Origin of the sequence: Tenggerimyces flavus (genome assembly GCF_016907715.1) — a bacterium.
Taxonomy (GTDB): Bacteria; Actinomycetota; Actinomycetes; order Propionibacteriales; family Actinopolymorphaceae; genus Tenggerimyces; species Tenggerimyces flavus.
The window spans coordinates 2,183,390-2,206,032 of the sequence record NZ_JAFBCM010000001.1 but is presented as its reverse complement, the minus strand read 5'-3'; the positions used below and the strand labels follow the sequence as shown (position 1 = coordinate 2,206,032).

Genomic DNA, 22,643 nt, shown 5'->3' with positions numbered 1-22,643 from the left:
TCAGCTCCTCTTTGTGCTCGTGGGCCTAGTCGAGGTGGAAGACCTCGTCGAGGGGGCGGATGTCACCGTCGGCGGCGCCGGAATCGAGCTCGACGAAGAACTCCGCCATCTCCGCCTGCCACCTGGCGTTGACGTCCCTGGCCGCCATGCCGGCGAGGGCCTGGTCGAAGTCGTCGGTCTCGAGGTAGCCGACCAGCAGGCCGTCGTCCTTGAGGAACAGCGTGTAGTTGCCCCAGCCCGTCTCGCGGAGCGCCTGACGCATCTCCGGCCAGACGTGGCGGTGCCGTTCGCGGTACTCCTCGAGCCGGTCCGGCTTGACGCGGAGCAGGAAGCAGACCCGTCGCATCGGCTCGTACCCCTCCGCCCCACACCCGGTCGCCCGTCCATGCCCCCTGACAAGGTCATGAATCGTTTCACGAGCATGCGGCACGTCCGCCCACCGGTCAACCGGCTCGTCCAGCCCTGGCAGACCGGTTCCGGAAGCGTCGTTCCACCCGTCGAAACAGCGCGAGACGCCTCCGGCCCGTCGTCCGTGATCGTCAGCGCTTGACCGACCCGTGTCGGTGCGCGGCCCTACGCTCTCGCCATGTCGCACGACGCCTGGGCAGACGAGTCCTTCGCGGAATCAGACCGCGAAGGCGTGTATGTCGTGTCCGCGGCCGTGTTCGACGGTGAGGTCGACGACGCTCGCACCGCGATGCTCGCCCTGCGAGGTCCGCGCATCGGCAAGCTCCATTGGAGCCAGATGGAGTCCGGCGAGCGCCGGAAAGCCGCCGATGTCGTAGCCGGGCTGGGTGGTCTTCACATCGTGACCATCGCGGCACCCGTTCCCCACCGTCGGCAGGAACGAGCCAGAGTGGCCTGTCTGACGCGCCTGGTGCATGAGCTGTCCAACCTTCAGGTCACCTGTCTGCGCGCAGAGTCCCGAGGCCCGCAATTGGACAAGCGCGACGTGCGGACAGTTCAGGGAGCCCGGTACAACCTGCCGAAAGGCGTGGGGTTCCGGATCGAGCACCTGAGGGGCGAGACCGAACCGCTGCTCTGGGTGGCGGACATCGTCGCCGGCGCCTGCCGCGCGCACCGGCTCGGCGTCGAAAGATACGGGCGTGAAGCCCTGGGCGAGGTTGTCTACGACATCGAGATCGATTCGGGTTGCTGACCTCAAGAAACGCGCCGGGCCCGCCTCCCGGTCATGCCCCAGGTCGGTCGGGCCCTACGTCTTGTGAACGCCCACGACGTCCACCTGCGTTCAGAATAGCGCAGAACCCGTGTCCCTGTGTGTCGCCGGGCCTCGCTTGACGCGAGCTGCCCGGCGACATACAGGGACGGGACTGCTACTTCTCGATGGCTGCCGTCTGCGTCTGGGCGGCCCGGATCCGGGCCAGGTCGAACTTGTCCGAACGGTCGAAGCGGTAGACCCCGTTCTGCTCCTGATAGACGTCCGTCAGCTGCGTGTAGCAGTACCCGAACATCTGCGGGTCCTCCAGCAGCACCGCGACCAGGCCTTCGAAGCGGGCGTAGAACTCCTCCAGCGTCCGCGGCCGCTCTCCATAGCCCCACGAGTCCTCGTCCGGGCGCGCGTCCGGGTTCCACCAGATGCCGCCGAACTCCGAGCAGAAGTACGGCTGGCCCGCGTACGGCTGGGAGAACGGCACGTTCGGCCCCGCGTTCGCGTACGGTGCGCCCGCGGCAAGGCCCGACATCGCCTCGGCGAACTTCTCGACGTTCTGCTCGTAGTTGTGCGAGTCGTACACGTCCGTCTCGAGCACCCGGTGCGAGTAGCCCGAGGTGTCCAGCACCGGCCGCGACTGGTCGGCGGCCTTCGTGGCGAGGAACATCGCCCGCGTCACGTCGTCCAGCTGGGTGATCCGGTCGTGCAGGTGCTGGTGCGTCTCGTTCAACGGGCACCAGCCGACGATCGACGGGTGCGAGTAGTCGCGCTCGACCGCCTCCAGCCACTGGGTGACGTACGACGCGGTCGGCTGCTGGTTGTCGCCGGTCTTGCCGACGTTCGAACCCCAGTCGCCGAACTCGCCCCACACCAGGTAGCCGAGCCGGTCGGCGTGGTACAGGAACCGCTCCTCGAACACCTTCTGGTGCAGCCGCGCGCCGTTGAACCCGGCCGCCACCGACAGCTCGATGTCGCGCACCAGAGCCTCGTCCGACGGCGCGGTCAGGATGCCGTCGGGGTAGTAGCCCTGGTCGAGCACCAGCCGCTGGAACACCGGCTGGCCGTTGAGCAGGATCGCCTTGCCCTCGATCGTCACCGACCGCAGGCCGGCGTACGAGGTCACCGAGTCGACCACCGAGCCGTCCGCCGCCACCAGGGAGAGCGTGAGGTCGTACAGGAACGGGTCGTCGATCGACCACTGCCGGCGCCGGTCCTCGGGGATCGCGAGCCGCAGCCGCGGCGCGAGGTCGAGGTCCGCGCGCACCTGCGCTGTCGTGATCTCGCCAGCCTGGTCGGAGAGCGTCGCGCGGACGGAGAGCCCGGCCCGCGGCCCGGACAGCGGCAGGTCGAGCAGGAACTCGCCGTTCGCCAGGTCGGGCGTGACGCGCGGCCGCTTGAGCCGGCTCTTCGGTACGGGCTCCAGCCACACGGTCTGCCAGATGCCGGTCGTCCGCGTGTAGAGGCAGGCGTAGTTGCCGTACTGGTCGGACTGCTTGCCGCGCGCCTGCGATCCCGACTTCGGGTCGCGCGCCCGGACGACAATCGTGACGTCCTCACCGGCCGAGGCGACCCCGGTCAGGTCGGCGGTGAACGGCGTCCAGCCGCCGCGGTGCCGGACGATCTCCTTGCCGTTCGCCCAGATCGTCGCGTCGTGGTCGACCGCCTGGAAGTGCAGCAGGACGTCGCGGCCCGCCCAGTCCGCGGGGATCGTCACCGTACGGCGGTACCAAACGGCTTCCATCCAGTCGACGTCGCCGATTCCGGACAGCTCGGACTCGGGGCAGAACGGGACGAGGATCTCGCCCTTCAGCTCCGCCTCGACGAGTCCGCGCTCGAACCCGGAGTCGGCTCGGTCGATCTCGAACTGCCACTGGCCGTTGAGATTCAGCCAGTCCGGCCGGACGAACTGAGGACGCGGGTATTCGGGCCGTGGCGCGTCGGCGTGGGTCACGTGCAGCTCCTCGAGAGCGTGATGTACATCGATGTAAACCTATCCTGCACACAATCTGGCCAGGATCGAAAGAGGGAGATCTAGCCCACGTCAGCGCCGTCGGTGACACGGACCAGAGTACGGAATGCGCTTTCAGCCCACCCGTTCGACCGTACGCCCGTGCCGGGCTCGCTCCGAAGCGAACACCGCGAGGTGCGTCTCCAGCGACTCGGCCGGTCCGGACAGGATGTGCCGGCGGTCGCCGGTGGCGAGTGCCCTGGTGAAAGCGTCCATCAGCCCGGCGTCGCCGCCGCCGTGCCCGGACGCCGCGTCCATGCCGGACGACTCGACGGTCAGCGTGTCGAGCTCCTCGGTCCGGAAGTCGTGGACGGTCACAGTCTCGCCGTCGCAGTCGACCCGGCCGTGGGTGCCGAAGATCTGCGTCTGCCGGTGTCCGGCCTGCGTGAACGCGGTCATCGTGAACGTCGCGGCGACGTCGCCGCCGAACCGCAGCGCGACGACCTGGTGGTCGACGACGTCGTTGTCGCAGCGGTAGACGCAGCGTCCGTACGGCCCCTCGCGGAGCGCCTTGGTGACGCCCGCCTCGGTGAGGTCGTCGGTGACCACGTGCAGCGGCCAGCCGGTGTAGCCGCTCTGGACGGCGCGCAGGTAGAGGCGTTTGGCCGAGTACGGGCAGTCCGGCTCGACGGCGCAGTCGAGGCAGCGGTCGGCGGAGTTCGCCGGCGCGTTCTCCGCCTTGAAGTGCTTGAGAGAGCCGAAGCTGCTGACCTCCTCGATCGGTGCGCCGACGACGTAGCGCAGCCAGTCGATGTCGTGGCAGGACTTGGCGAGCAGGGCCGGGGAGGACTGGTCCTCGCGCCGCCAGTTGCCGCGGACGTAGGAGTGCGCCTGGTGCCAGTAGCCGACGGGCTCGAGGTGCTGCACGTTGACGATCTCGCCGATGCGGCCCTCGTCGAGCACGCGCTTGAGGAGCTGGGTGTACGGCGTGGAGCGGAGTACGTGGCAGACGGCGAGCATGACACCGGCTCGTTCGACCGCTTCGATGATCGTTCGACAGTCCTGCTCGCTCGGGGCGAGCGGCTTCTCGATCATCAGGTGGTAGCCCAGGTCGGCCAGCGCGAGGGCGGGCGCGACGTGTTCCTTGTCCTGGGTCGCGACGATGACGGCGTCGGCGACCTTGGGTCCGGCGACGAGGTCCTTCCAGTGGCTGAACGTCCGCTCCGGCGGGATGCCGTGCGCCTCGGCGAGCCGCGTGCGCTGGTACTCGCGCGGCTCCGCGACGGCGACGACCTTGGCCCGGTCCGGGTGGGCCTTCGCCCAGCTGGCGTAGACACTGCCTCGGTTGCCGGCTCCAACGACCGCGAGCGTGACCGGCTGCGTGCTCTGCATGCTGCTCCCTGCGTGGGTGGTTCGGCTCGCCGACCAGACTAATCCGGACGGAGCTGGTCGCCGGATGCCACGTGAACGTGCAGGTGCTTGGAGTCCTGGTAGGTGCCGAGGTTGGTCAGGACGCGGCAGGCGCCGTGTTCGGCCTCCACCTGAGCGGCGACCTGGCGTACGACGGCGAGCAGCGCGTGCAGGAGCACCTCGTCCGCGTCGCCGAGGTTCGTCAAGGAGGGCACGTGCCGCTTCGGCACGACCACGATGTGCACCGGCCAGAACGGGCGGGTGTGGTGGAACGCGAGCACCTCGTCGGTCTCGGCCACCACCTCGACCGGTGTCCGCCCGTTCAACGCCTCGTCACAGTAGAAGTCACTCACGGTCCCTGAGGCTAGACGGTGACCAGGTGCGGACGACCGGCTGCCAGGCCCAGCGAGCTGGGTACGTTGAACGGGTGATCGAGTTCCTCGCCCGTGCCGTCGACTCGTACGCCCCGTACCTGCAGGAGGACGGCGAGCTGCACGATCCCGTCTTCGGGGAGCCGACGCAGTACGGGACGGCGTATCACGCGTACTGCAACGCGGTTCTCGCCCGCCTCGGGATCGATCGCGACGCCCACACCGACCGGGCGGCCCGCGGGTTGGCGGCGGCGCTCGCGCACACCGGGGACCCGACGCGCACACCCGCGGCCTCGGGATTCGACCGCGCGACGGGCAAGGTCACGCGCGGGAACCACCGGGACTTCACCTGGCCGCCGATCCTCAAGACCTTCCTCCTGCTCCGCGCTATGCGGCACCCAAGGACGGACGAGTTCGCCAAGCAGATCGCGGAAGTCGACGTCCCCGACACCTTCCGCGCACGCCCGCCGAGCAACTGGGCGGCCGTCTGGCTCAGCGGCGAATGGCTGCGCATCCGCGAAGGACTCTCCCCGCACACCGTCGACGACCTCGACGCCTGGCTCGGCGTCTTCTTCGAGGAGCTCGTCGATGTCGAACGCGGCTTCTACCTCGAGCCCGGCAAGCCGAACTCCTACGACCTGTTCACCAGGTTTCACCTTGCGGACCTGGTGATCGAGGGCTACGACGGCCGCTTCCGCACCCACCTCCACCGGCTCTTCGAAACCGGCCTCGACAGGTCGCGAGCCGTCCAGCTGTCCGACGGCTCCCTCGCCTCGGCGCACCGCAGCGCCGGGCAGACGTGGACGCTCGGCGCGCAGGTCGTGTACTTCACGCTTGCGGCCACGCACTTCGCCGGCGCCGACGACACACCGCGGTACGAGCAGGCGCGCGAGGGCGCGAGCCGCGCCTGGGCGGCGTTCCAGCAGAACGAGCGGCCGGAAGGCCCGTTCTCGCCGGTCGAGAACGTGCTCCCGCCGGCGTACCGGGTCGGGTACGAGCGCTACACCGCCGACGCGCATTACGCCAACCTGGCTTTGGCATTCGTCGCCGGCGCCATCGTCAACGGCTTCGAGGAAACCCCGCTCGAGCAGCGCGCGAGCACCGTACAGACCGAGGACGCACCGATCTTCCGCGGCGTCGCGCACCACGGCAGCTACAGCATCGCGCTGAACGGAGACCCAGCCGAGACGTACGACGCGTTCGGCATCACCGACGTGACATTCGGACCCGGCCGCGTCCTTCAGTTCGCCTCGAGCGCACGCCACCAGGAGACCGGCGCGTTCGTCAACCTCGGCTTGGCACTGCGCACCGACCCAGGCCGAGCCGAGCTCGACATCCTCTGCCAGCGCAAGACGACCCCCATCACACCGACGGCCACCGAGAGCGGAATCCGCCTCGACACCATCCAGGCAACCCTCGAGAACGACGGCATCGAGATCGAAGAATCGGTACCGGGCCACCAGGGCTACCGGACGCTCCTCGTCCCGTACCTCCGCGACCGCGGCACCAGCACCCACACCAGGGTCGAGCGCACAGACCAAGGCATCGACCTCATCCACGGCGACGAGCGGATCGGCATCGAGGTCGAAGGAGAGCTCGAGTACGTCCTCGACCTCCCGCACGGCTGGGAGAATCGCCGCGGCCTCTGCGGCCTGGTCCGCATCGACCTCAAAGGCAGGGGCGACTCAGTCCGCTACCGGCTTACCGCGCGAACGTAGCGGCCCCAGCCGCCCGGTGAAGGCGAAGAACGCGAGCGACAGACAAGGATCCCCTCCAGAAGCCCCGCCAGACCAGGAGCGCGGTGAACGCCCTGCACCGGCCTGGCGACGACAACAGACGACTCGCCCCAACAAGGATCCCCTCCATCAGCCCATGGTGCCAGGTCACTTCAGGGGAATCCCCGAGGCGGTAAGCCCCCGGATCGGGCATGGTAGAACTCGACAGGGAGGTTCCATGAGTTTGATCAAGCAGATCATGATCGCCATCTCCGCGATAGCCGCGTCACTCGCGGTGATCGCGGGCACGCTCAAGCTGCTGGCCTGGCTCGGCGTCGGCGTGATCGCGCTGCTCGTCGCGGTGATCATCTTGATCTGGGTCCTGCGCAAGCGCAAGAAGGACAAGAAGAGCTACTACCAGCACTCGACCAAGCTCTAGCAACGCCAGCGGCGACGCGTAGCTAGCCACGCGCCGCCGCCTTCGTACGCCCAAAACCTCCCCGACCTCAGTCACGCAGGTCGAGCCAGCGAACCTCCTCCGGCGACAGCGTGAGTGTCAGGGCATCCATCGAGCTGCGCGTCTCCGAGATCTGCCGCGGCCCGATCAGGGGATAAGTCGGGAACGACTGGTGCAGAACGTACGCCAGCGCCACCGCCGTCGGGGCCACGTTGCGCTTCGCCGCCAGCGACTGAGCCCGCGCCAGCCGCTCGAAGTTCTCGTCGGAGTACCAACAGCGCACCAGCTCCTCGTCCGACCGGTCCTCCGGCTTCGCCCGCCCGGTGAAGAAGCCGCGCGCCTGGCTCGACCACGGCATCAGCACCATGCCCGTCGACTCCAGCCACTCCCGCGACGCGTCGTCAGACGACGAGACACAGCCCGCCCACGGCACGTCCAAGGCCCGCGCGAGGCTGAAGTTGTTCGACACCGCCACGAACGGCTGCTTGCCCGCCTTCGCCGCGTACTCGTTCGCCGCCGCGACCCGCTCCGGCGACCAGTTCGAGCCGCCGTACGCCCGGATCTGCCCGGCCTTCAGGTGGGAGTCGAGTACGTCGACGAACTCGCCCACCGGGATCTCCGGATTGTCCCGGTGCATGAAGTAGACGTCGATATAGTCGGTCTGCAGCCGGTCCAGGCTCTCCGCGAACTGCCGCGACAGCGACTCCGGGTCGCAGTGCGGCGTGTGCGCGCCCTTGTCGATGACGACGACGTCCTCACGGTTGCCGCGGTTGCGAATCCACTGGCCGAGCATCCGCTCGCAGATCCCGCGCCCATAGATGTAGGCCGTGTCGAACGTATTGCCGCCGCGCTCGAAGAAGTCGTCGAACATCGCGCTCGCGAACGGCAATGTCGTCTGGTTGTCGACGCCCAGCACGAGCCGCGAGACCGACTTCGTCACGCCTGGGATCGAGCCGTAGATCATCTTCGAGTCCGACCGCCGCGCCAGCGGACGGCCATGCACGGTGGGGATCTGGGCGTCCGCGCGTTCCGACGGGTAGACCAGCCCGAGCCCGTCGCGCCACGCGTCCAGCGCGGCCATGTTGCCCAACGTGTCCGCCCAGCTCATCTGCGGCGCCTCGCGGTCCGCCAGGTGCGCTGCCACCGCGTCGGCCTCGGCCGCGTACAGCGGCGTCGTGTCGACCGTGATCTCCTCCACCGGCTCGCCGACCCGGAACACCTGGATGCCGGACGAGCTCTCGTCCCGCCCGGGCAACCACGGGTTGCGTACGACGATGTAGCCGCCGCTGCCGAAGATGCGGACGTCGTTCTCGCCCGAAACCCGAACGCCCGTGGCGACCTGAGCGTGCAGGCCGGACGCGAACTCCAGGTCGGCGACAGCCCACTCGTCCACCTCGGTCGTGCCGAGCGTGCCCGTGGCGGTCAGCGACACCGGGTTCGCGAACAGCTCGCCGGTCGCCGCGCCGGCGATCAGCCGGGCCAGCGAGATCGGGTAGCAGCCGACGTCGAGGATCCCGCCGCCGCCGAGCTCGGGCTCGAACGCCCGCGAGCCGGGACGAATCTGGGCATGGAACGCGAACGCCGCCTGCACCTGGCGTACCTCGCCGATCGCCCCGGACCGCACGAGCTCGGCGAGCTTCAGCGTCTGCGGCACACACTTGTACATGAACGCTTCCATCAGGAAGACGTCGTGCTCGCGCGCCGCCTCGATCACGGCCATCGCCTGGGCGTGGTTCATCGCGATCGGCTTCTCGCACAGGATGTGCTTGCCTGCCTCGGCCGCCTTGATCGACCACTCCGCGTGCTGCGGGTGCGGCGTCGCGATGTAGACGGCGTCCACGTCGGGGTCGGCGAGCAACTCCTCGTACGACCCATAACTGCGCTCGGCGCCGAACTCGTCGGCGAACGCACGCGCCCTGCCGGCATCACGGCTGCCCACGGCCACCAGCTGCCCGGTCTTCGACGCGGGCAGATCGCCGGCGAACCGCCGCGCGATGCCGCCTGGGCCGAGGACTCCCCAACGCAGCTTGCCCACTACTTCGGAGTGCTCATCTACCATGTGTTCTAGCCTTCCAGCCCGTACGCCCGTTGGGTGACCCGACCCGGGCCAGTCGCGGCCATGACCGAAGGCGGACAGTGTTTCCGGCCAAAACAGGCGTGCTGTTCTTCATGGTGATCGGGTCTTGCCAAATCGTTTCAACGCTGGGATGTTCAGGCCTTCCCAGAACGGGCGTGCCCTTGTGCGCGCCGATCAGGAGGAGGTTCGATGGCCTCTCCCCAGCCACGACGAGGTTCGGCCCTGAGCCGGCGATCCGCGCTGAAGCTGCTCGGCGGCATCAGCGCGGCGGGCCTCCTCGGGTCAGGTTGCACGATTACCAGGGGCTCACCGCCTATCGACGAGCATGGGTTGGACAAGAAGCCAGCGCCCGGGCGCAAGGTCAACATCGAGCTGTACAGCGTCTGGGGAGGCACTGGCGGCGTCGGAATGGTCAACCTGGCCAAGCGGTTCGAGGAAGCCCAGGACGACATCGGTGTCCGCGTCGTCTACGCCCCAGCGGGCGTGGGAGGCGGCAGCGTTCAGCAGAAGCTGTTCGTCGCCATCGCCGGTGAGAACCCGCCCGACATCGCCCAACTGGTCCCCTCGCAGACTCCACAGTGGGCGGACCTCGGGATCATGACCGACCTCACCGATCGGTTCAAGGCCGCGGGACTGACCCAGGACGACTTCTTCCCGCCGATCTGGGAGAGCATCAGCTACGAGGACAAGATCTTCCAGCTGCACTGGGACGCGGACCCGAACTTCCCGTTCTTCTGGAACAAGAAGGTGTTCGAGGAAGCCGGTCTGGACCCGGAGAAGCCGCCGCAGACCATCGAAGAGGTCGACGAGTACTCCGCGAAGATCCTCAAGAAGAACGGCCCGAACATCGCCCGCATCGGCATGGTGCCGTGGGACTCGTACGGTGCGTCCAACTCGATGTTCACGTGGGGTTGGGCGTTCGGCGGCTCGTTCTTCGACAAGGACACCGGTCAGATCACGCCGGACAACGAGTACGTCGTCAAGGCGTTGGAGTGGATCGTCGACTACGCCAAGCGTGCCGGCGGACCGGACCGGCTGGCGATCACGCCGCCCGGTCTGCAGATTCACGTGTTCGGCACCGGCAACGTCGGTATGGCGCCGCTCGTCGCGCCGAACTACCGGGACATCCTCGCGAACGTCAAGGACATGGAGATCGGCACCGGGCAGCTCCCGTACGCCGCCCCGGGTGCGGATCGGATCGGCGCCGGCGCGTGGATCGGTGGTTGGGGAATGTTCATCCCCACCAGCGCGAAGTACAAGGACGAGGCGTTCGAGTTCATGCGCTGGGTGACCGCGTCGGACGAGGGCACGATGGCGCAGTGGGAGACGACCGGCTACCCGCCCGCGTACAACAAGTCGCCGGTGCTTGATCTGCTGAAGAACGACGAGGTCTTCAAGCCGTACTACGACGTTCTCACCACGGCGACGAACATCCGTCCGCCCTTCCCTGTCTCGGACTTCTTCTTCCAGAAGCTCGACATGGAGGTCAACGCGGCGCTGTTCGGACAGAAGACGCCGCTGCAGGCCATGCGTACGGTGCGGTCCGAGACGGAAACCGAGCTGGAGAGGTTCCGGAAGGAGGTCAAGGCGGTATGACCACCACCGCATCGAACCCGTCGCAGACAGCACCCGCTACCGGCGTTCCGCGCAAGCGTTCCCGTGCGACACCAGCACAACGCCGCAATCTCTTCTGGGGATTGGTGTTCACGTCGCCCGGCATCATCGGGCTGCTGTGGTTCACCGCGTACCCGGTGCTCGCCTCGATCTACTACAGCTTCACCTCGGCGACGATGGTCCGCTCGCCGAAGTGGATCGGCTTCACCAACTACGCCGCGCTGATGAAGGATCCGACCTGGTGGCAGTCGCTCTACAACACGTTCTACTACGTGGTGCTGAGCGTCCCGATCGGGATCGTCGTCGCGCTCATCCTTGCCCTGTTGCTGAATCTCAACATCCGTGGCAAGTCCATCTATCGGGTGATCTTCTATCTGCCTGCGATCGTGCCGCTGGTGGCGTCAGCAGTCGTCTGGCTGTACGTGTTCAACCCGCAGTTCGGCGTGTTCAACACGATCCTCGGCTGGTTCGGCATCACCGGGCCTGGTTGGCTCGCCGACCCGTTGTGGGCGATGCCGGCGATCATCATCTTCAGCACGTGGGGCGCGGGGAACCTGATGATCATCCTGCTTGCCGGTCTGCAGGACGTACCGCAGGATCTGCACGACCAGGCGAAGGTCGACGGCGCCGGTGCTCTCCGCCGGTTCCGCCATGTGAGCCTGCCGTTCCTCAGTCCGCACCTGTTGTTCGCGTTGGTGACCGGTCTGATCGCGGGGTTCCAGTTCTTCACGCCGATCTTCGTGCTCAGCAACGGAACGGGCGGCCCGGCCGGGTCGACGACGGTCTCCGGCCTCTACCTGTTCCAGAACGCCTTCCAGTTCTTCAAGGTGGGCTACGCGAGCGCGATCGCGTGGGTGCTGTTCATCATCGTCGCCCTGGCCACCCTGCTGGTGTTCCGGCTGGTGGGCCGACGGGTCTACTACGCCGGGTCCTAGGGAGGCGTCCACATGGCTGTCGCTACGAGCACCGGAACGGCGGGAGTGCGGGCACCGAACTGGTGGCTGAAGCTCGTCGAGAAGATCGTCACGCACGCCGCGTTGATCGTGCTGAGCGTGATGTTCCTCATCCCGTTCTTCTGGATGGTGTCGGGTTCGCTGAAGACCGGTGAGGATCTGAACGCGTTCCCGGTCGTGTGGTTCCCCGACACGTTGACGTTGGAGAACTACGTCGCGGGGCTGCAGGTCTTCCCGTTCGGGCGGTACCTGTTCAACACGTTGATCATCTGCGTGTTCTCGATGATCGGCGCGGTGCTGTCGTCGTCGTTCGTCGCGTACGGGCTGTCGCGGATCGAGTGGCGGTGGCGGACGCCTCTGTTCGTCATCCTGCTGTCGACGCTGATGGTGCCGTTCTACGTGACGATGGTGCCGCTGTTCACGATGTTCCGCGGGCTGGGCTGGACGAACACGTACCTGCCGCTGATCGTGCCGCACTTCTTCGGCGTGCCGTTCTTCATCTTCCTGCTGCGGCAGTTCTTCCTGTCGATTCCCAGGGAGATGTCGGAATCGGCGCGGCTGGATGGCGCGAACGAGCTGGTGATCTACTGGCGGATCATCCTGCCGCTGGCCAAGCCGGCGCTGGCCGCCGTGGCGCTGTTCCAGTTCCTGGCGTCGTGGAACGACCTGCTGGGGCCGCTGATCTACCTGTCGGACGCGGACTCGTACACGCTGTCGCTGGGTCTGACGTTCTTCCGCGGCGAGTACGCGACCCAGTTCGGCCCGCTGATGGCGGCGTCGACCGTGGTGGTGATCCCGGTGATCGTGGTGTTCTTCTTCGCACAGCGGACGTTCATCCAGGGCATCACGCTGACAGGTGTGAAGGGCTAGCTGTCCGGCTTGTCATCGAAAGGGTCCCGCTCGTCGTCTACTAGGAGAGATGACTGACGAGCGGGACTTCACCATCGCGTTCCAGGACCTGTATCCCCGGGCGGTGCGGCTGGCGGCGCGGATCGTGGGGTCCGCTGCCGCGGAGGACGTGGCTTCGGAAGCACTGGCGCGGGCTTACGCGCAATGGGACCGGATCGGCTCGTCCTCGTACCGGACGGGGTGGGTCCTGCGCGTGGCGACGAACCTCGCCATCGATGCCGTGCGGTCTCGCGACCGTGCCGTGGAGCTCGACTCCGACTTCTCGGCGCTGTCCGACGAACAGGACGCGGCCACGCTCCGGGTCGCCCTGATCGCTGCACTGCGAGCACTGCCGCTCCGGCAGCGGGAGGCCATCGCGCTGCGCTACCTGGGCGGCCTGAGCCAGGCCGCCGTCGCCGGAGCGCTCGGCATCTCGCCCGGATCTGTCGCTCAGCACATCCACCGCGGGCTGCGCGTCTTGCGCGGCCAGTTCACTGAACCCCTCTTGGAGGAACCGTTGCGTCTTCACTCATGGAGCGAGGCCGTTGCCCTCGCTGGCACTGACCGGTTGGTCTCGGCTCGGGTGCTGGAGGTGTGGAAGATCGGCTGGAACGTCGACATCGGCATCCCCGCGTTGCTCGTCGTTCGCGGCCAGTCGCGGGGGCATTCCCCGGATCCGGAGCTTCTCGTCGGGCAGACGCTCGAGGTGTTGGTGTCAGAGGTCGACGAGGCCCGTTCCCGGGTGGTGGTGACCCTGCCCGTCGCCGCGGACGAAGCCGCCGCCTTCGCGCGCCGTCGTGCTCTCATCGCGGCCCTGCAGGTCGGCGAGGTCCGTACGGGTCGGGTGCACTCGATCCTCCCGTTCGGCGCCTTCGTCGACATCGGCGACGTCCACGGCCTGGTCCACACGTCAGACCAGCACGGCGCGGCATTGAAGGTGGGGCAGGAGCTCGAGGTGGAGATCGCCGAGACCAAGCCCGACTTCCTCCGCGTCGCCCTCACCCTCCACTAACCCCAGCGAAGGATGCCCTCGACGAACGTGGTGAGTGCGTCAAGTCGATCGGCCAGGGTCCCGTTCCACATCTGGCGCTCGGCGTCGACCAGCGCGGGGTCGAGCGAGAGTCGGATGGCCCACGACCGCAGGTGTTTGGGGAACGGGCAGTAGCGATGCTGCGCCGCGAGCCAGGCGACGTACGCGACCCGCACGAGTGGGCCGGACAGCTGGTGGAAGAGCCAGCCGTCCGAACGTTCGACGCAGCGAGCCAGCTCGGGCCGCAGAGCTTCCCAGTCCTGCGCGAGCCGTTCGGCGCTCTTGGTGACGAGGAGTGGAGGAAACGACGCGAGCGCGGACTGAGCACGCGCCCCGACGTTGCTGGGATCGGCCAGGATCTGCCCGTACGCGAAGCCTGCCACGCTGTGCAGCGGTTGGGGCCACTCTTCCACCTGCCAGCCGTCGCCCTCGTGCACCTCGCTGAGCCACCGTTCGAACGAAGCGAGCGCGCAGTGGCTGACGTCGACCTCCCAGCCGTCCACCTGCAGCTTGTCCAGCCCGCCGAACGACCCGTCGAACTGCTTGGGCTCCGACCCCGCGGCGGCGAGCGCGTGGATCGGCCGCCCCGCGGCGGCCGGAACGCCGTCCACCCACACCATCACCAGATCCAGGTCCGACGACTCACTGAACCCCATGACAGCCGAGCCCTGCCCGAAGCACAGCACCAGACCCTGGAGCTCCCCGTACCTGTCGACGACGCGGTCGGTCACCGCTCCCATGCTGTGAACCATCCCGCGATCATGCCAACCGCCCGCTTCCCTCACGCCACCTCCTCCACGCGGAGAGCGCCGTGATCATGTACGTGATCATGAAGCCCAACCATGCGCATATGACGTTCTGGCTTCATGATCACGTACATGATCACGGCGCGGATCGGACCTCATCACACACCGTGCCTTAATCTACATAGGTCGGTTACGTGCGCCGCTCACAATAGATCAGATGAATCGGCCGTCCACGAGTTCGATGGCAACTCTTGGCAAGCGCTTGCCCAGCTGCAGGTTCAACGCTGAGAATGCGAAGATCCGCCCCCGTCGCCGGAGGTCTTCGTATGCGCAGACATCGGATCATTGCCACGCTCGCCACCGCGGTCGCCGTCCTCGGCGCCACGCTCGCCGCCAACCCAGCGAGTGCGGCTGACAGCGGGTTCGTGCATCCGGGCGTCCTCGTCAGCCGCCCGCAGCTCGACCACGTCCGGGCCAAGCTCGCCCAGGGCGCCGAGCCGTGGACGACCGCGTACCAGGCCATGACGGCCAGCACGCTCGCCAGCCTCGACTACCAGCCCAAGCCGCGCGAGCTCGTCGAGTGCGGCCCGTACTCCACGCCCAACCTCGGCTGCAGCGAGGAACGCAACGACGCGCTCGCCGCCTACACGCACGCGCTGAACTGGTACCTCACCAAGGATCCCCGCTACGCCGACAAGGCGATCGCGATCATGGACGCCTGGGCACGAACGATCAAGGGCCACACCAACCACAACGCTCCGCTGCAGACCGGCTGGTCCGGCGCCTCCTGGTCACGTGCCGGCGAGCTGATCAAACACACCTACAACGGCTGGGCGCCGCAGAGCCTGGACCGGTTCGCCACCATGCTCCGCACCGTCTACCTCCCGGGCATCACCGGCGCCAACGCCAGGCCGAGCTACAACGGCAACTGGGAACTGATCATGACCGACGCCGCGATCGGCATCGCCGTCTTCCTCGACGATCGCCAGGCGTTCAACGACGCCGTCGCCACCTGGCGCGGCCGCGTTCCCGCCTACATCTACCTGCGAAGCGACGGCCGCCTCCCCAAGCCCCCACCCAACGGCGGCAAGGAGGAAGAGGCGGCGCTGATCAAGTACTGGCAGAACCAGACCACGTTCGTCGACGGCCTCGCCCAGGAGACCTGCCGCGACTTCGGCCACACCGCTTGGGGATTCAACGCCGCCGCCCACGTCGCCGAGACCGCCAGAATCCAGGGCCTCGACCTCTACGCCGAGGCGCGCGAGCGGCTGGTCAAGGCGTACGAGTTCCACGCCAAGTACGACCTCGGCGTTCCCGCGGAGAGCTGGCTCTGCAACGGCACGATCAAGAAGGGCCTCGGCCCGAACGTCGAGATCGCCTACAACCACTACCACAACCGCCTGCACATCCCGATGCCCCGCACGGGCCGCCTCGCCCAGCAGCTCCGCCCGTACGGCACCAGCCACTTCTTCGGCTGGGAGACGCTCACCCACGCCTCCAACCCGTAGGCCCGTAGGCCGGCAACCGCTTGCCGGGCAACCGCTTGCCCAAAGGAGACCAGATGCACAGAAGGTGGATCCTCGCGCTCACGACCACGATCGCCCTCAGCGCCAGCGCCCTAGTGGGCACCGCGACAGCGGAAGTCACGTTCACCCATCCCGGCGTCCTCGTCAGCCGGCCGCAGCTCGATCTCGTCAGGACCAAGCTCGCCCAGGGCGCCGAGCCGTGGAAGTCCGCGTACGAGCAGCTGACGGCGAGTACGTACGCCAGCCTCGACTGGCAGCCCAAGCCACGCGAGATCGTCGAGTGCGGCTCGAGCTCCAACCCGAACTTCGGCTGCACCGACGAACGCAACGACGCCCTCGCGGCGTACACGCACGCGCTGAACTGGTACCTCACGAAGGATCGCCGCTACGCCGACAAGGCGATCGCGATCATGGACGCCTGGTCCGGGACGATCAAGGACCACACCAACAGCAACGCGCCACTGCAAACGGGCTGGTCAGGCGCCTCCTGGTCACGCGCTGCGGAGCTGATCAAACACACCTACGACGGCTGGGCGCCGGAAGGCCAGGACCGGTTCGCCACCATGCTCCGCACCGTCTACCTGCCCGTCGTCCTCGAGGGCGCGCCGGACAAGAACGGCAACTGGGAGCTGATCATGACCGACGCGGCGATCGGCATCGCCGTCTTCCTCGACGACCACGAGGCGTTCGCCGCCGCGGTCGCGCGATGGCGCGCCCGCGTTCCCGCCTACATCTATCTGGAGGAGGATGGCCCGCTCCCGTACCCGCCTCCGCGCGGCACGAAGAACACACCCGAGCTGTTGATCAAGTACTGGCAGAACCAGACGACCTTCGTCGACGGCCTTGCCCAGGAGACCTGCAGGGACTTTGGCCATACAGGTTGGGGATTCGAGGCCGCGGTCCACGTCGCGGAGACCGCGAGGCTCCAAGGTTGGGACCTCTACGCTGAGGCCGAGGAACGCATCACCAAGGCCTTGGAATTCCACGCCAAGTACGAACTCGGCGTTCCGGCCCCGCAATGGCTGTGCGGCGGAACGGTCAAGCCCGGCCTCGGGCCGACCTTGGAGATCGCCTACAACCACTACCACAACCGCAAGCACCGGCCCCTTCCGAAGACCGGTCGCCTGCTGGAGAAGAAGCTGCGCCCGACTGGGGCGAACTACTTCCTCGCGTGGGAGACCCTGACCCACGCGAACAATCCGTGAAACGACTCTAGGCTGCGCGGGCCGGGCCACGTTGTCCGGCCCCCGTCATACCGTTAGTGACGGGACCAATACGCCCCGAAGTCACCCTTAAGCCAAATGTCCGAATTTCCTGGAATTGCGGGAACTTCGGGTGGAGATTAAATCAGACCATTCCGTGCGGCCCACGCAACTACCTGGATCGGCGCACGAGCTCCCAAACGGTCACACAATGCGCGCGAACGGCGACGCACAGTGCGGTCGGAAAGCGCTAGCCGGCGGGCAATTGCTTCGACCGGAAGACCGTCCGCAAGCAGAGCCAGGAGCCTGATTTCGTCGTCGGACACCCGACGCCTCAAGTCACTCGTCGTCGCGACGTGATTGACAGGGCTGTGGTTTGGCTCATGTACTACGGCCGGTCTCAGTGCTCGTACGACGCCGTGGCTGAGTTCTGACATTCGACATCCGCCTTCGCGTTGACCCCGTGACCTTCGGGAAAACCCCGTGAACAAAAGCGTGGCCTGAGTCGTTTCAACGCGCACTAAGTTACGGGGCTCGTCAGTCTCGCGTCAATGGTCAGACCAAGCCCACAGCGCGAGAAATTCAGTTTCTGTTCAACGCTGTGGGCATCGGCCGCCGATCGACTGAAAGCCCTTGCAGTAGATGCAAGCTTCCAGCTTGTTCCACGTCACCCCTGGTCGGGCGTCGCCCCCAGTGGTACGGCATCTGGACGTTCCACAGTGCTTTCCACATTGACGGCCTTTTCCTGCATTGCGGAATCGAGCAGCGACTCCATCACGTCGAGGACGTGGAATGCGAGCGCACCACTCGCGCGGTGCTTGCCGTCGGTACGGATCGCGCGCGCCATGTCGGCGAGGCCGAAGCCGCGGCCCGACTCGGCGTAGCCGCCGGCCGTCTCCGCGACGGACCACTCGTGCGACGACGGCGAGTAGACCTCGACGTCGCCGGCGAACGTGTTCGGGTCGGGCACCGAGAGCGTGCCGTCACTGCCGTAGATCTCGATCCGCGGCAGCCGCGCGCCCCACACGTCGAAGCTCGTGATCACGGTCGTGAGCACCCCGGACTCGTGCTCGAGCACGCCGGTGATGTGCGTCTCGACGTCGACGGTGAACGACGTGCCCTGCTTCGGGCCGCTGCCGACCGTACGTTCGAGCTTCGCCCGGGTGGACCGTCCGGTCACCGTCTTCACCGGGCCGAGCAGCGTGACGAGCGCCGACAGGTAGTACGGCCCCATGTCGAGCAGCGGGCCGCCGCCGGGCTTGTAGTAGAACTCCGGGTCCGGGTGCCACGGCTCCGGGCCGGGGCTGGTGAAGAACGCCGTCGCGGCCGTCGGCTGGCCGATGTCACCGCGGTCGAGCAGCACCCGCGCGGTCTGCGTTCCCGTACCGAGCACGGTGTCCGGCGCACAGCCGACCCGCAGGCCGGTCGCGTCGGCCGCCTCGAGAATCGGGCGCGCCTCCTGCCGCGTGACGGCGAGCGGCTTCTCCCCGTACACGTGCTTGCCGGCGCCGAGCGCGGCGAGCGACACCGACGCGTGCGCGGCCGGGATCGTGAGGTTCAGGACCGCGTCGACGTCGGGGTCGGCGTAGAGCTCGTCCGGCGTCAGCGCGCGGATGCCGCGTTCCTCCGCGACCTTCTTGACGCGCGCCGCGTCGAGGTCGGCCGCCGCGACGACCTCCACGCCGTTCAGCTTCGCGAGGTGATCGAAGTACGTGGCGCTGATCGTTCCGGTGCCGACGAATCCGATCCTCAGCGAGTCGCCCATAGCAAGCCTCTTTCGATGATCGTGCGAACTTCGGGGGTGTCGAGGTCGTCCAACTTGTGGCCGACGGTGGTGACGAAGACGCGGCCATCGCCCCAGGTGCGGGTCCAGACGGCCGGCATCACGACCCCTTCGATCCAGGGGTAGTTCTCGTGTGCGGGAAACGTCGTCGTCGCCAGCACGTCGTTGCTCGGGTCGGCGTGGATGTAGTACTGCTCCGTGTGCACGTGGAACTTCTCGATGCCCTTGACGATCGGGTGATCTGCCTTGTCGGGCAGAACGTTCACGTCGTAGTCGACGAAGCCGTGCGGGTGGGAGATGAACTGTCCACCGACGATGAAGTTGTACTCGAGGTCGGCGCGGAACGCGTCAGCGACTCCGCCATGCCAACCGGCGAACCCGGTGCCGGCCCGGATCGCCTTGTCCAGCCCCTCGCGCTGCTCCTTGGTGATCTCGCCCATGGTCCAGATCTGCAGGATGAGATCGGTTCCAGACAGGCTCTCGGCATCGAGGTAGGAGTCGAGGGTGTCGGAGACTTCGACGCTGAAGCCGTTCTCCTCGATGAACGGGATGAACCGATCGGTGCATTCGACGGGAACGTGTCCGTCCCAGCCTCCGCGCACGACGAGCGCTCGACGCGCTTGGGTGTCCACTGTGTCGCAACCTCCGGACGACTCGTTCTCGGACGACTCGTCTGACGACCGTAGGCGCCCATTCTGGAGCAGGCAACGCCGGGGTATGGCCAGATTGCGCCGCGCGGTATGGTCTTAACGGTTAATTCAGCAGGTGGAGAGTTAGGGGCACACCGCGATGGTCCTGCCGATGCGGTTGGCGAGGTTCAACCGGCACGTGACGAATCGCCTTACCGGGCTGATCGCGCCGTGGATGCCCTGGTTCGGCGTGCTGTGGCACACCGGCCGGCGGTCCGGCCGCGCCCTGCGGACGCCGCTGAACGTGTTTCCCGCGCCCGGCGGCTTCGTCATCGCGCTCACGTACGGGCCGGACACCGACTGGGTGAAGAACGTCATCGCCGCCGGCGGGTGCTCGCTCACGTACCGCCGGAAGCTCTACCAGCTGACCGCGCCGGAGCTCTACCGCGACCCGTCGCGGCGGGCGATGCCCGGGATCGTCCGGCTGGCGCTGGGCCGGATCGGCGTGACGGACTTCCTGCGGCTGCGGAACGTCTGACCGTTGCCCGTATCGTGGACAGCATGTCCACGAACGCGTTCGAGCTCGTCTGTGAGATCGAGCCTCCCACCCGTCCGGACCTCGCGCGGATTCGGCGGCAGATCGAGGTGATGACGCCGTTCGCCGACACGTTCCTCGCGCCGGACAACCACATCGGCCGCGCCACGATCTCCTCGGTGGCGGTCGCGCACGAGATCCAGGCGGCCGGCGCGAAGGGCATCGCGTGCCTGAACGCCCGGGACCGCAACCTGCTCGGGTTTCGACGCGACCTGCTCACCGCGGCGGCGTACGACGTCGAGCGGTTCCTGTTCGTGTACGGCGACAAGCCGACCGTCGGCGATCGCGGCGGCGACCTCACCGTGCGGTCGATGCTCTCGCACGTCCGCGAGTGGGACGGGCCGGCGTTCACCGTGGGAGTGGCCGCTTCGACGCGTTCGCCCTTGCCGGCCTGGAAGCGCTCGGCCGACTTCGTGTTCGCCCAGGTGGACTTCTCGGTCTCCTCGGCGGTCGCATGGCGTGAACGGCAAGCGCTCTCCTGCCCGGTGTACGCGGGTGTGATGGTGCTCGCGAGTGAGCGCATGGCTCGGTCGCTCGCGGCCACGATCCCGGACATCTCGATCCCGCCGGAGCTGATCTCGCGCGTCTCGGTGGACCCGATGGCAGGCGTGGAGGCGGCCTGCGCGCAGATCGAGGCCTTGCGCTCGAGCGGCGCGTTCGACGGCGTCCACCTGATCACCGCGAGCCGCTACCGCGACGTCGCGGCGCGCCTCGTTCGTTAGAACACGACCGGCAGTGCGCGCAGGCCGCGCAGCGTGGGGACGTCCTGGTAGCGGTGGTCGTTGTCGGCGAGCTCGAGGTACGGGAGCCGCCGCAGCAAAGTTTGCAACGCGATCTCGGCCTGCAGCCTGACGAGCGGCGCGCCGAGGCGGTCGAGCCCGCCGAGGCCGAAGGTGAGATGGCGGTTGTCCGTACGCATGAGGTCGAGCTCGTCCGGCGCGCTGAACACCGCGGGGTCGCGGTTTGCGGCGGCGAGTCCGAGCATGACGAGCTGCCCCTCGGCGACCTGCGCGCCGGCGACCACCATCGTGGAGGGAGCGCGGCGCGGGGTCAGCCGCACCGGGCCGCAGTAGCGCAGCAGCTCCTCGACCGCGGCGGGCGCGAGGTCCGGGCTGCCGCGGAGCAGGTGGAACTGCTCGGGACTCTCCAGCAGGGCCAGCACACCGAGGCCGAGCAGGTCCGTGGTCGTCTCGGTGCCCGCGATCGCGAGCGACACGACGCAGTCGACGATGTCGTCAGTCCCCGAGTCCCCCGCCGCGGCGACGAGCGCGCCGAGGAGGTCGTCGCGGGGCTCGGTACGGCGGTCGGCGATCAGCCGGAGCAGGTAGTCGGCGAGCTCGCGGGCCGCCTCGGCGCCGACCCGTTCGATGCTCCTCGTGCCGTCGATCTGCTGTCGGGTGCGGTGAATCGCCTTGCACCATTGGAGAAACCGCTCGCGGTCGGGGAGGGAGATGCCGAAGAGCTCCGGCACCACCGTCGAGGTCACGGCCGCGGCGTAGTCGCGTACGACGTCCAGCCGGTGCTCGTTGCGTACGCGCTCGAGGGCGTGCTCGCAGGCGTGCCGGACCCGGTTGCGCAAGGCCGCGGTGTCGAACCGGACGAACGCCTGCGCGGCAAGGTCGCTGGAGAGGTGTTGCGTCCGGAAGGCGCGGAGACCGGCGACCACGTCGGCGTACCGACTGAAGAACCAGGCGTCGTGCGACGGGACGTACGTCGGCCCGTCATGGCTCGACAGCTGAGTGATCGCGAAAGCGACATCGGCGGGCATCAGGGGCCGGTTCCCTCCCGGTGAAGCGCAGCCTGAACTGCGCGCTGGCCAGACGGCAAGCCCTGATCCCGCACACACTGTAGCCGGTCCGGGCCGCTACGGCCGCCAGTCCGCGGAACTGCCATTAGCGAGGGATTCGACGGATGTAGGCGTGCTGGGCGCGGACCTAGCGTCGGGGACCATGAACGAGATCAACGTCAGAGCGGCCCTGTCGAAGCGACGCACGCCGATCGCCCTGGCGGTCGGCGGAGTGGTCACCGCGCTGGCCTTCACCGTGGGCCCGACCCTCGTACCGGACCCACCGATCAGCCCGATGGCCTCGACGGGCGGCAGCGCCGGCAAGAGCACCGCGTCGTACCCGCTGCCGGACACCCGCCCGGGCGACATCTTCCGCCGCACCGAGCTCTACTTCGGCTCCGCCCGCGCCGACGGCAAGCCGCCGGTGACGCCGGCGCAGTTCGACAAGTTCGTCGACAAGTACGTCACGCCGCGGTTTCCGGACGGGCTGACCCAGCTCACTGGCGAGGGTCAGTGGAACGGGTCGACGGGGCCGGTGGAGGAGCAGTCGTTCGTGGTGATCTTGTTGTATCCGTTGGACGATCGCGGTGCGAACAAGGAGATCGAGGCGATTCGCAAGGACTACAAGAAGGCGTTCGGACAGGAGTCCGTGCTGCGTGCCGACAGCCTGGATCGAGTGTCCTTCTAGGCCTGGCCATACCCGGCGGGGGTACGGTTGGCGCCATCAGCGCGTCTTGGTCCA

Annotated in this window: 22 protein-coding genes; 12 read left to right on the top strand and 10 right to left on the bottom strand. The window is 67.6% G+C overall.

All coding sequences use genetic code 11. The features are described from left to right. Positions 1-25 precede the first annotated feature (25 nt). Positions 26-346, bottom strand: a complete 321-nt coding sequence (locus tag JOD67_RS10155) for an L-rhamnose mutarotase (RefSeq protein WP_205117181.1) — start codon at positions 344-346, stop codon at positions 26-28. Between the two features lie 240 nt (positions 347-586). Here JOD67_RS10155 and JOD67_RS10150 point away from each other — a divergent pair, with 240 nt between their 5' ends. Beyond that, a complete protein-coding gene (locus JOD67_RS10150) occupies positions 587-1,159 on the top strand; it encodes a hypothetical protein (protein WP_205117180.1) in 573 nt (190 codons plus the stop codon). 175 nt (positions 1,160-1,334) lie between these two features. On the opposite strand, the gene JOD67_RS10145 is transcribed toward JOD67_RS10150, so the two are convergent. From JOD67_RS10145 to JOD67_RS10135, 3 genes are all read right to left on the bottom strand, one after another. Continuing rightward, positions 1,335-3,122, bottom strand: a complete 1,788-nt coding sequence (locus JOD67_RS10145; protein ID WP_205117179.1) for a glycoside hydrolase family 2 protein — start codon at positions 3,120-3,122, stop codon at positions 1,335-1,337. Between the two features lie 132 nt (positions 3,123-3,254). Then, positions 3,255-4,511 carry a Gfo/Idh/MocA family protein gene (locus JOD67_RS10140; RefSeq protein ID WP_205117178.1) on the bottom strand — a complete coding sequence of 419 codons (1,257 nt, stop codon included), beginning with the start codon at positions 4,509-4,511 and terminating at the stop codon, positions 3,255-3,257. Between the two features lie 38 nt (positions 4,512-4,549). Further along, complete coding sequence (locus JOD67_RS10135) at positions 4,550-4,882, bottom strand: HIT domain-containing protein (RefSeq protein WP_205117177.1); 333 nt, start codon at positions 4,880-4,882, stop codon at positions 4,550-4,552. 74 nt (positions 4,883-4,956) lie between these two features. On the opposite strand from JOD67_RS10135, the gene JOD67_RS10130 reads away from it, so the two are divergent. Together JOD67_RS10130 and JOD67_RS10125 are read left to right on the top strand one after the other, a co-directional pair. Further along, positions 4,957-6,618 carry a hypothetical protein gene (locus JOD67_RS10130; protein ID WP_205117176.1) on the top strand — a complete coding sequence of 554 codons (1,662 nt, stop codon included), beginning with the start codon at positions 4,957-4,959 and terminating at the stop codon, positions 6,616-6,618. 235 nt (positions 6,619-6,853) lie between these two features. Beyond that, positions 6,854-7,054 carry a hypothetical protein gene (locus tag JOD67_RS10125; RefSeq protein WP_205117175.1) on the top strand — a complete coding sequence of 67 codons (201 nt, stop codon included), beginning with the start codon at positions 6,854-6,856 and terminating at the stop codon, positions 7,052-7,054. A gap of 67 nt (positions 7,055-7,121) precedes the next feature. On the opposite strand, the gene JOD67_RS10120 is transcribed toward JOD67_RS10125, so the two are convergent. Beyond that, on the bottom strand, positions 7,122-9,131 hold the full coding sequence (locus tag JOD67_RS10120) for an aldo/keto reductase (RefSeq protein WP_205117174.1): 2,010 nt from the start codon (positions 9,129-9,131) through the stop codon (positions 7,122-7,124). 348 nt (positions 9,132-9,479) lie between these two features. On the opposite strand from JOD67_RS10120, the gene JOD67_RS10115 reads away from it, so the two are divergent. Genes JOD67_RS10115 through JOD67_RS10100 form a run of 4 tightly spaced genes read left to right on the top strand, consistent with a single transcriptional unit; the run spans position 9,480 to position 13,616 of the window. Next, positions 9,480-10,745, top strand: coding sequence for an ABC transporter substrate-binding protein (locus JOD67_RS10115; protein WP_239553795.1), 1,266 nt, complete (start codon positions 9,480-9,482; stop codon positions 10,743-10,745). Then, positions 10,742-11,698 (top strand): carbohydrate ABC transporter permease, encoded by a 957-nt coding sequence (locus JOD67_RS10110; protein WP_205117172.1) that lies wholly within the window; start codon positions 10,742-10,744, stop codon positions 11,696-11,698. The genes JOD67_RS10115 and JOD67_RS10110 overlap by 4 nt, the downstream gene beginning before the upstream one ends. A 12-nt stretch (positions 11,699-11,710) precedes the next feature. Further along, positions 11,711-12,586 (top strand): carbohydrate ABC transporter permease, encoded by an 876-nt coding sequence (locus JOD67_RS10105; RefSeq protein WP_205117171.1) that lies wholly within the window; start codon positions 11,711-11,713, stop codon positions 12,584-12,586. A 49-nt stretch (positions 12,587-12,635) separates the two neighbouring features. After that, entirely contained in the window at positions 12,636-13,616 is a 981-nt protein-coding gene (locus JOD67_RS10100) for a sigma-70 family RNA polymerase sigma factor (protein ID WP_205117170.1), read from the top strand. Here JOD67_RS10100 and JOD67_RS10095 read toward each other — a convergent pair. Continuing rightward, the gene (locus JOD67_RS10095; RefSeq protein ID WP_205117169.1) at positions 13,613-14,365 is read right to left on the bottom strand and encodes a hypothetical protein; all 753 of its coding nucleotides are present in this window, start codon (positions 14,363-14,365) and stop codon (positions 13,613-13,615) included. The genes JOD67_RS10100 and JOD67_RS10095 overlap by 4 nt on opposite strands. A gap of 341 nt (positions 14,366-14,706) precedes the next feature. On the opposite strand from JOD67_RS10095, the gene JOD67_RS10090 reads away from it, so the two are divergent. Next, positions 14,707-15,888, top strand: a complete 1,182-nt coding sequence (locus JOD67_RS10090; RefSeq protein ID WP_205117168.1) for an alginate lyase family protein — start codon at positions 14,707-14,709, stop codon at positions 15,886-15,888. Between the two features lie 53 nt (positions 15,889-15,941). Further along, entirely contained in the window at positions 15,942-17,111 is a 1,170-nt protein-coding gene (locus tag JOD67_RS10085; protein ID WP_205117167.1) for an alginate lyase family protein, read from the top strand. A 137-nt stretch (positions 17,112-17,248) separates the two neighbouring features. On the opposite strand, the gene JOD67_RS10080 is transcribed toward JOD67_RS10085, so the two are convergent. The 3 genes from JOD67_RS10080 to JOD67_RS10070 all read right to left on the bottom strand — a co-directional run bounded on the left by JOD67_RS10080 (position 17,249) and on the right by JOD67_RS10070 (position 19,523). Continuing rightward, complete coding sequence (locus tag JOD67_RS10080; RefSeq protein ID WP_205117166.1) at positions 17,249-17,545, bottom strand: LuxR C-terminal-related transcriptional regulator; 297 nt, start codon at positions 17,543-17,545, stop codon at positions 17,249-17,251. A gap of 230 nt (positions 17,546-17,775) precedes the next feature. Further along, positions 17,776-18,873, bottom strand: a complete 1,098-nt coding sequence (locus JOD67_RS10075; RefSeq protein ID WP_205117165.1) for a Gfo/Idh/MocA family protein — start codon at positions 18,871-18,873, stop codon at positions 17,776-17,778. Further along, positions 18,858-19,523 carry a ThuA domain-containing protein gene (locus JOD67_RS10070; protein WP_205117164.1) on the bottom strand — a complete coding sequence of 222 codons (666 nt, stop codon included), beginning with the start codon at positions 19,521-19,523 and terminating at the stop codon, positions 18,858-18,860. The genes JOD67_RS10075 and JOD67_RS10070 overlap by 16 nt, the downstream gene beginning before the upstream one ends. A gap of 169 nt (positions 19,524-19,692) precedes the next feature. Between JOD67_RS10070 and JOD67_RS10065 the strand changes: the two genes are divergently transcribed. Together JOD67_RS10065 and JOD67_RS10060 are read left to right on the top strand one after the other, a co-directional pair. Further along, complete coding sequence (locus JOD67_RS10065; protein WP_239553794.1) at positions 19,693-20,058, top strand: nitroreductase family deazaflavin-dependent oxidoreductase; 366 nt, start codon at positions 19,693-19,695, stop codon at positions 20,056-20,058. Between the two features lie 23 nt (positions 20,059-20,081). Beyond that, complete coding sequence (locus tag JOD67_RS10060; protein ID WP_205117162.1) at positions 20,082-20,837, top strand: methylenetetrahydrofolate reductase; 756 nt, start codon at positions 20,082-20,084, stop codon at positions 20,835-20,837. Here the strand turns inward: JOD67_RS10060 and JOD67_RS10055 are convergent. Beyond that, positions 20,834-21,883 carry a cytochrome P450 gene (locus JOD67_RS10055; RefSeq protein ID WP_205117161.1) on the bottom strand — a complete coding sequence of 350 codons (1,050 nt, stop codon included), beginning with the start codon at positions 21,881-21,883 and terminating at the stop codon, positions 20,834-20,836. The two genes, JOD67_RS10060 and JOD67_RS10055, sit on opposite strands and share 4 nt — an antisense overlap. A gap of 181 nt (positions 21,884-22,064) precedes the next feature. Between JOD67_RS10055 and JOD67_RS10050 the strand changes: the two genes are divergently transcribed. Beyond that, complete coding sequence (locus JOD67_RS10050; RefSeq protein ID WP_205117160.1) at positions 22,065-22,589, top strand: DUF3574 domain-containing protein; 525 nt, start codon at positions 22,065-22,067, stop codon at positions 22,587-22,589. Positions 22,590-22,643: the final 54 nt, after the last annotated feature.

What these genes read in the sequence shown, in the direction of transcription:
- JOD67_RS10155 (WP_205117181.1), bottom strand. Translation starts at nt 346, where the DNA reads ATGCGACGGGTCTGCTTCCTGCTCCGCGTCAAGCCGGACCGGCTCGAG.
- JOD67_RS10150 (WP_205117180.1), top strand. Translation starts at nt 587, where the DNA reads ATGTCGCACGACGCCTGGGCAGACGAGTCCTTCGCGGAATCAGACCGC.
- JOD67_RS10140 (WP_205117178.1), bottom strand. Translation starts at nt 4,511, where the DNA reads ATGCAGAGCACGCAGCCGGTCACGCTCGCGGTCGTTGGAGCCGGCAAC.
- JOD67_RS10125 (WP_205117175.1), top strand. Translation starts at nt 6,854, where the DNA reads ATGAGTTTGATCAAGCAGATCATGATCGCCATCTCCGCGATAGCCGCG.
- JOD67_RS10120 (WP_205117174.1), bottom strand. Translation starts at nt 9,131, where the DNA reads ATGGTAGATGAGCACTCCGAAGTAGTGGGCAAGCTGCGTTGGGGAGTC.
- JOD67_RS10110 (WP_205117172.1), top strand. Translation starts at nt 10,742, where the DNA reads ATGACCACCACCGCATCGAACCCGTCGCAGACAGCACCCGCTACCGGC.
- JOD67_RS10105 (WP_205117171.1), top strand. Translation starts at nt 11,711, where the DNA reads ATGGCTGTCGCTACGAGCACCGGAACGGCGGGAGTGCGGGCACCGAAC.
- JOD67_RS10100 (WP_205117170.1), top strand. Translation starts at nt 12,636, where the DNA reads ATGACTGACGAGCGGGACTTCACCATCGCGTTCCAGGACCTGTATCCC.
- JOD67_RS10090 (WP_205117168.1), top strand. Translation starts at nt 14,707, where the DNA reads ATGCGCAGACATCGGATCATTGCCACGCTCGCCACCGCGGTCGCCGTC.
- JOD67_RS10085 (WP_205117167.1), top strand. Translation starts at nt 15,942, where the DNA reads ATGCACAGAAGGTGGATCCTCGCGCTCACGACCACGATCGCCCTCAGC.
- JOD67_RS10080 (WP_205117166.1), bottom strand. Translation starts at nt 17,545, where the DNA reads ATGTCAGAACTCAGCCACGGCGTCGTACGAGCACTGAGACCGGCCGTA.
- JOD67_RS10075 (WP_205117165.1), bottom strand. Translation starts at nt 18,873, where the DNA reads ATGGGCGACTCGCTGAGGATCGGATTCGTCGGCACCGGAACGATCAGC.
- JOD67_RS10065 (WP_239553794.1), top strand. Translation starts at nt 19,693, where the DNA reads ATGCGGTTGGCGAGGTTCAACCGGCACGTGACGAATCGCCTTACCGGG.
- JOD67_RS10060 (WP_205117162.1), top strand. Translation starts at nt 20,082, where the DNA reads ATGTCCACGAACGCGTTCGAGCTCGTCTGTGAGATCGAGCCTCCCACC.
- JOD67_RS10055 (WP_205117161.1), bottom strand. Translation starts at nt 21,883, where the DNA reads ATGCCCGCCGATGTCGCTTTCGCGATCACTCAGCTGTCGAGCCATGAC.
- JOD67_RS10050 (WP_205117160.1), top strand. Translation starts at nt 22,065, where the DNA reads ATGAACGAGATCAACGTCAGAGCGGCCCTGTCGAAGCGACGCACGCCG.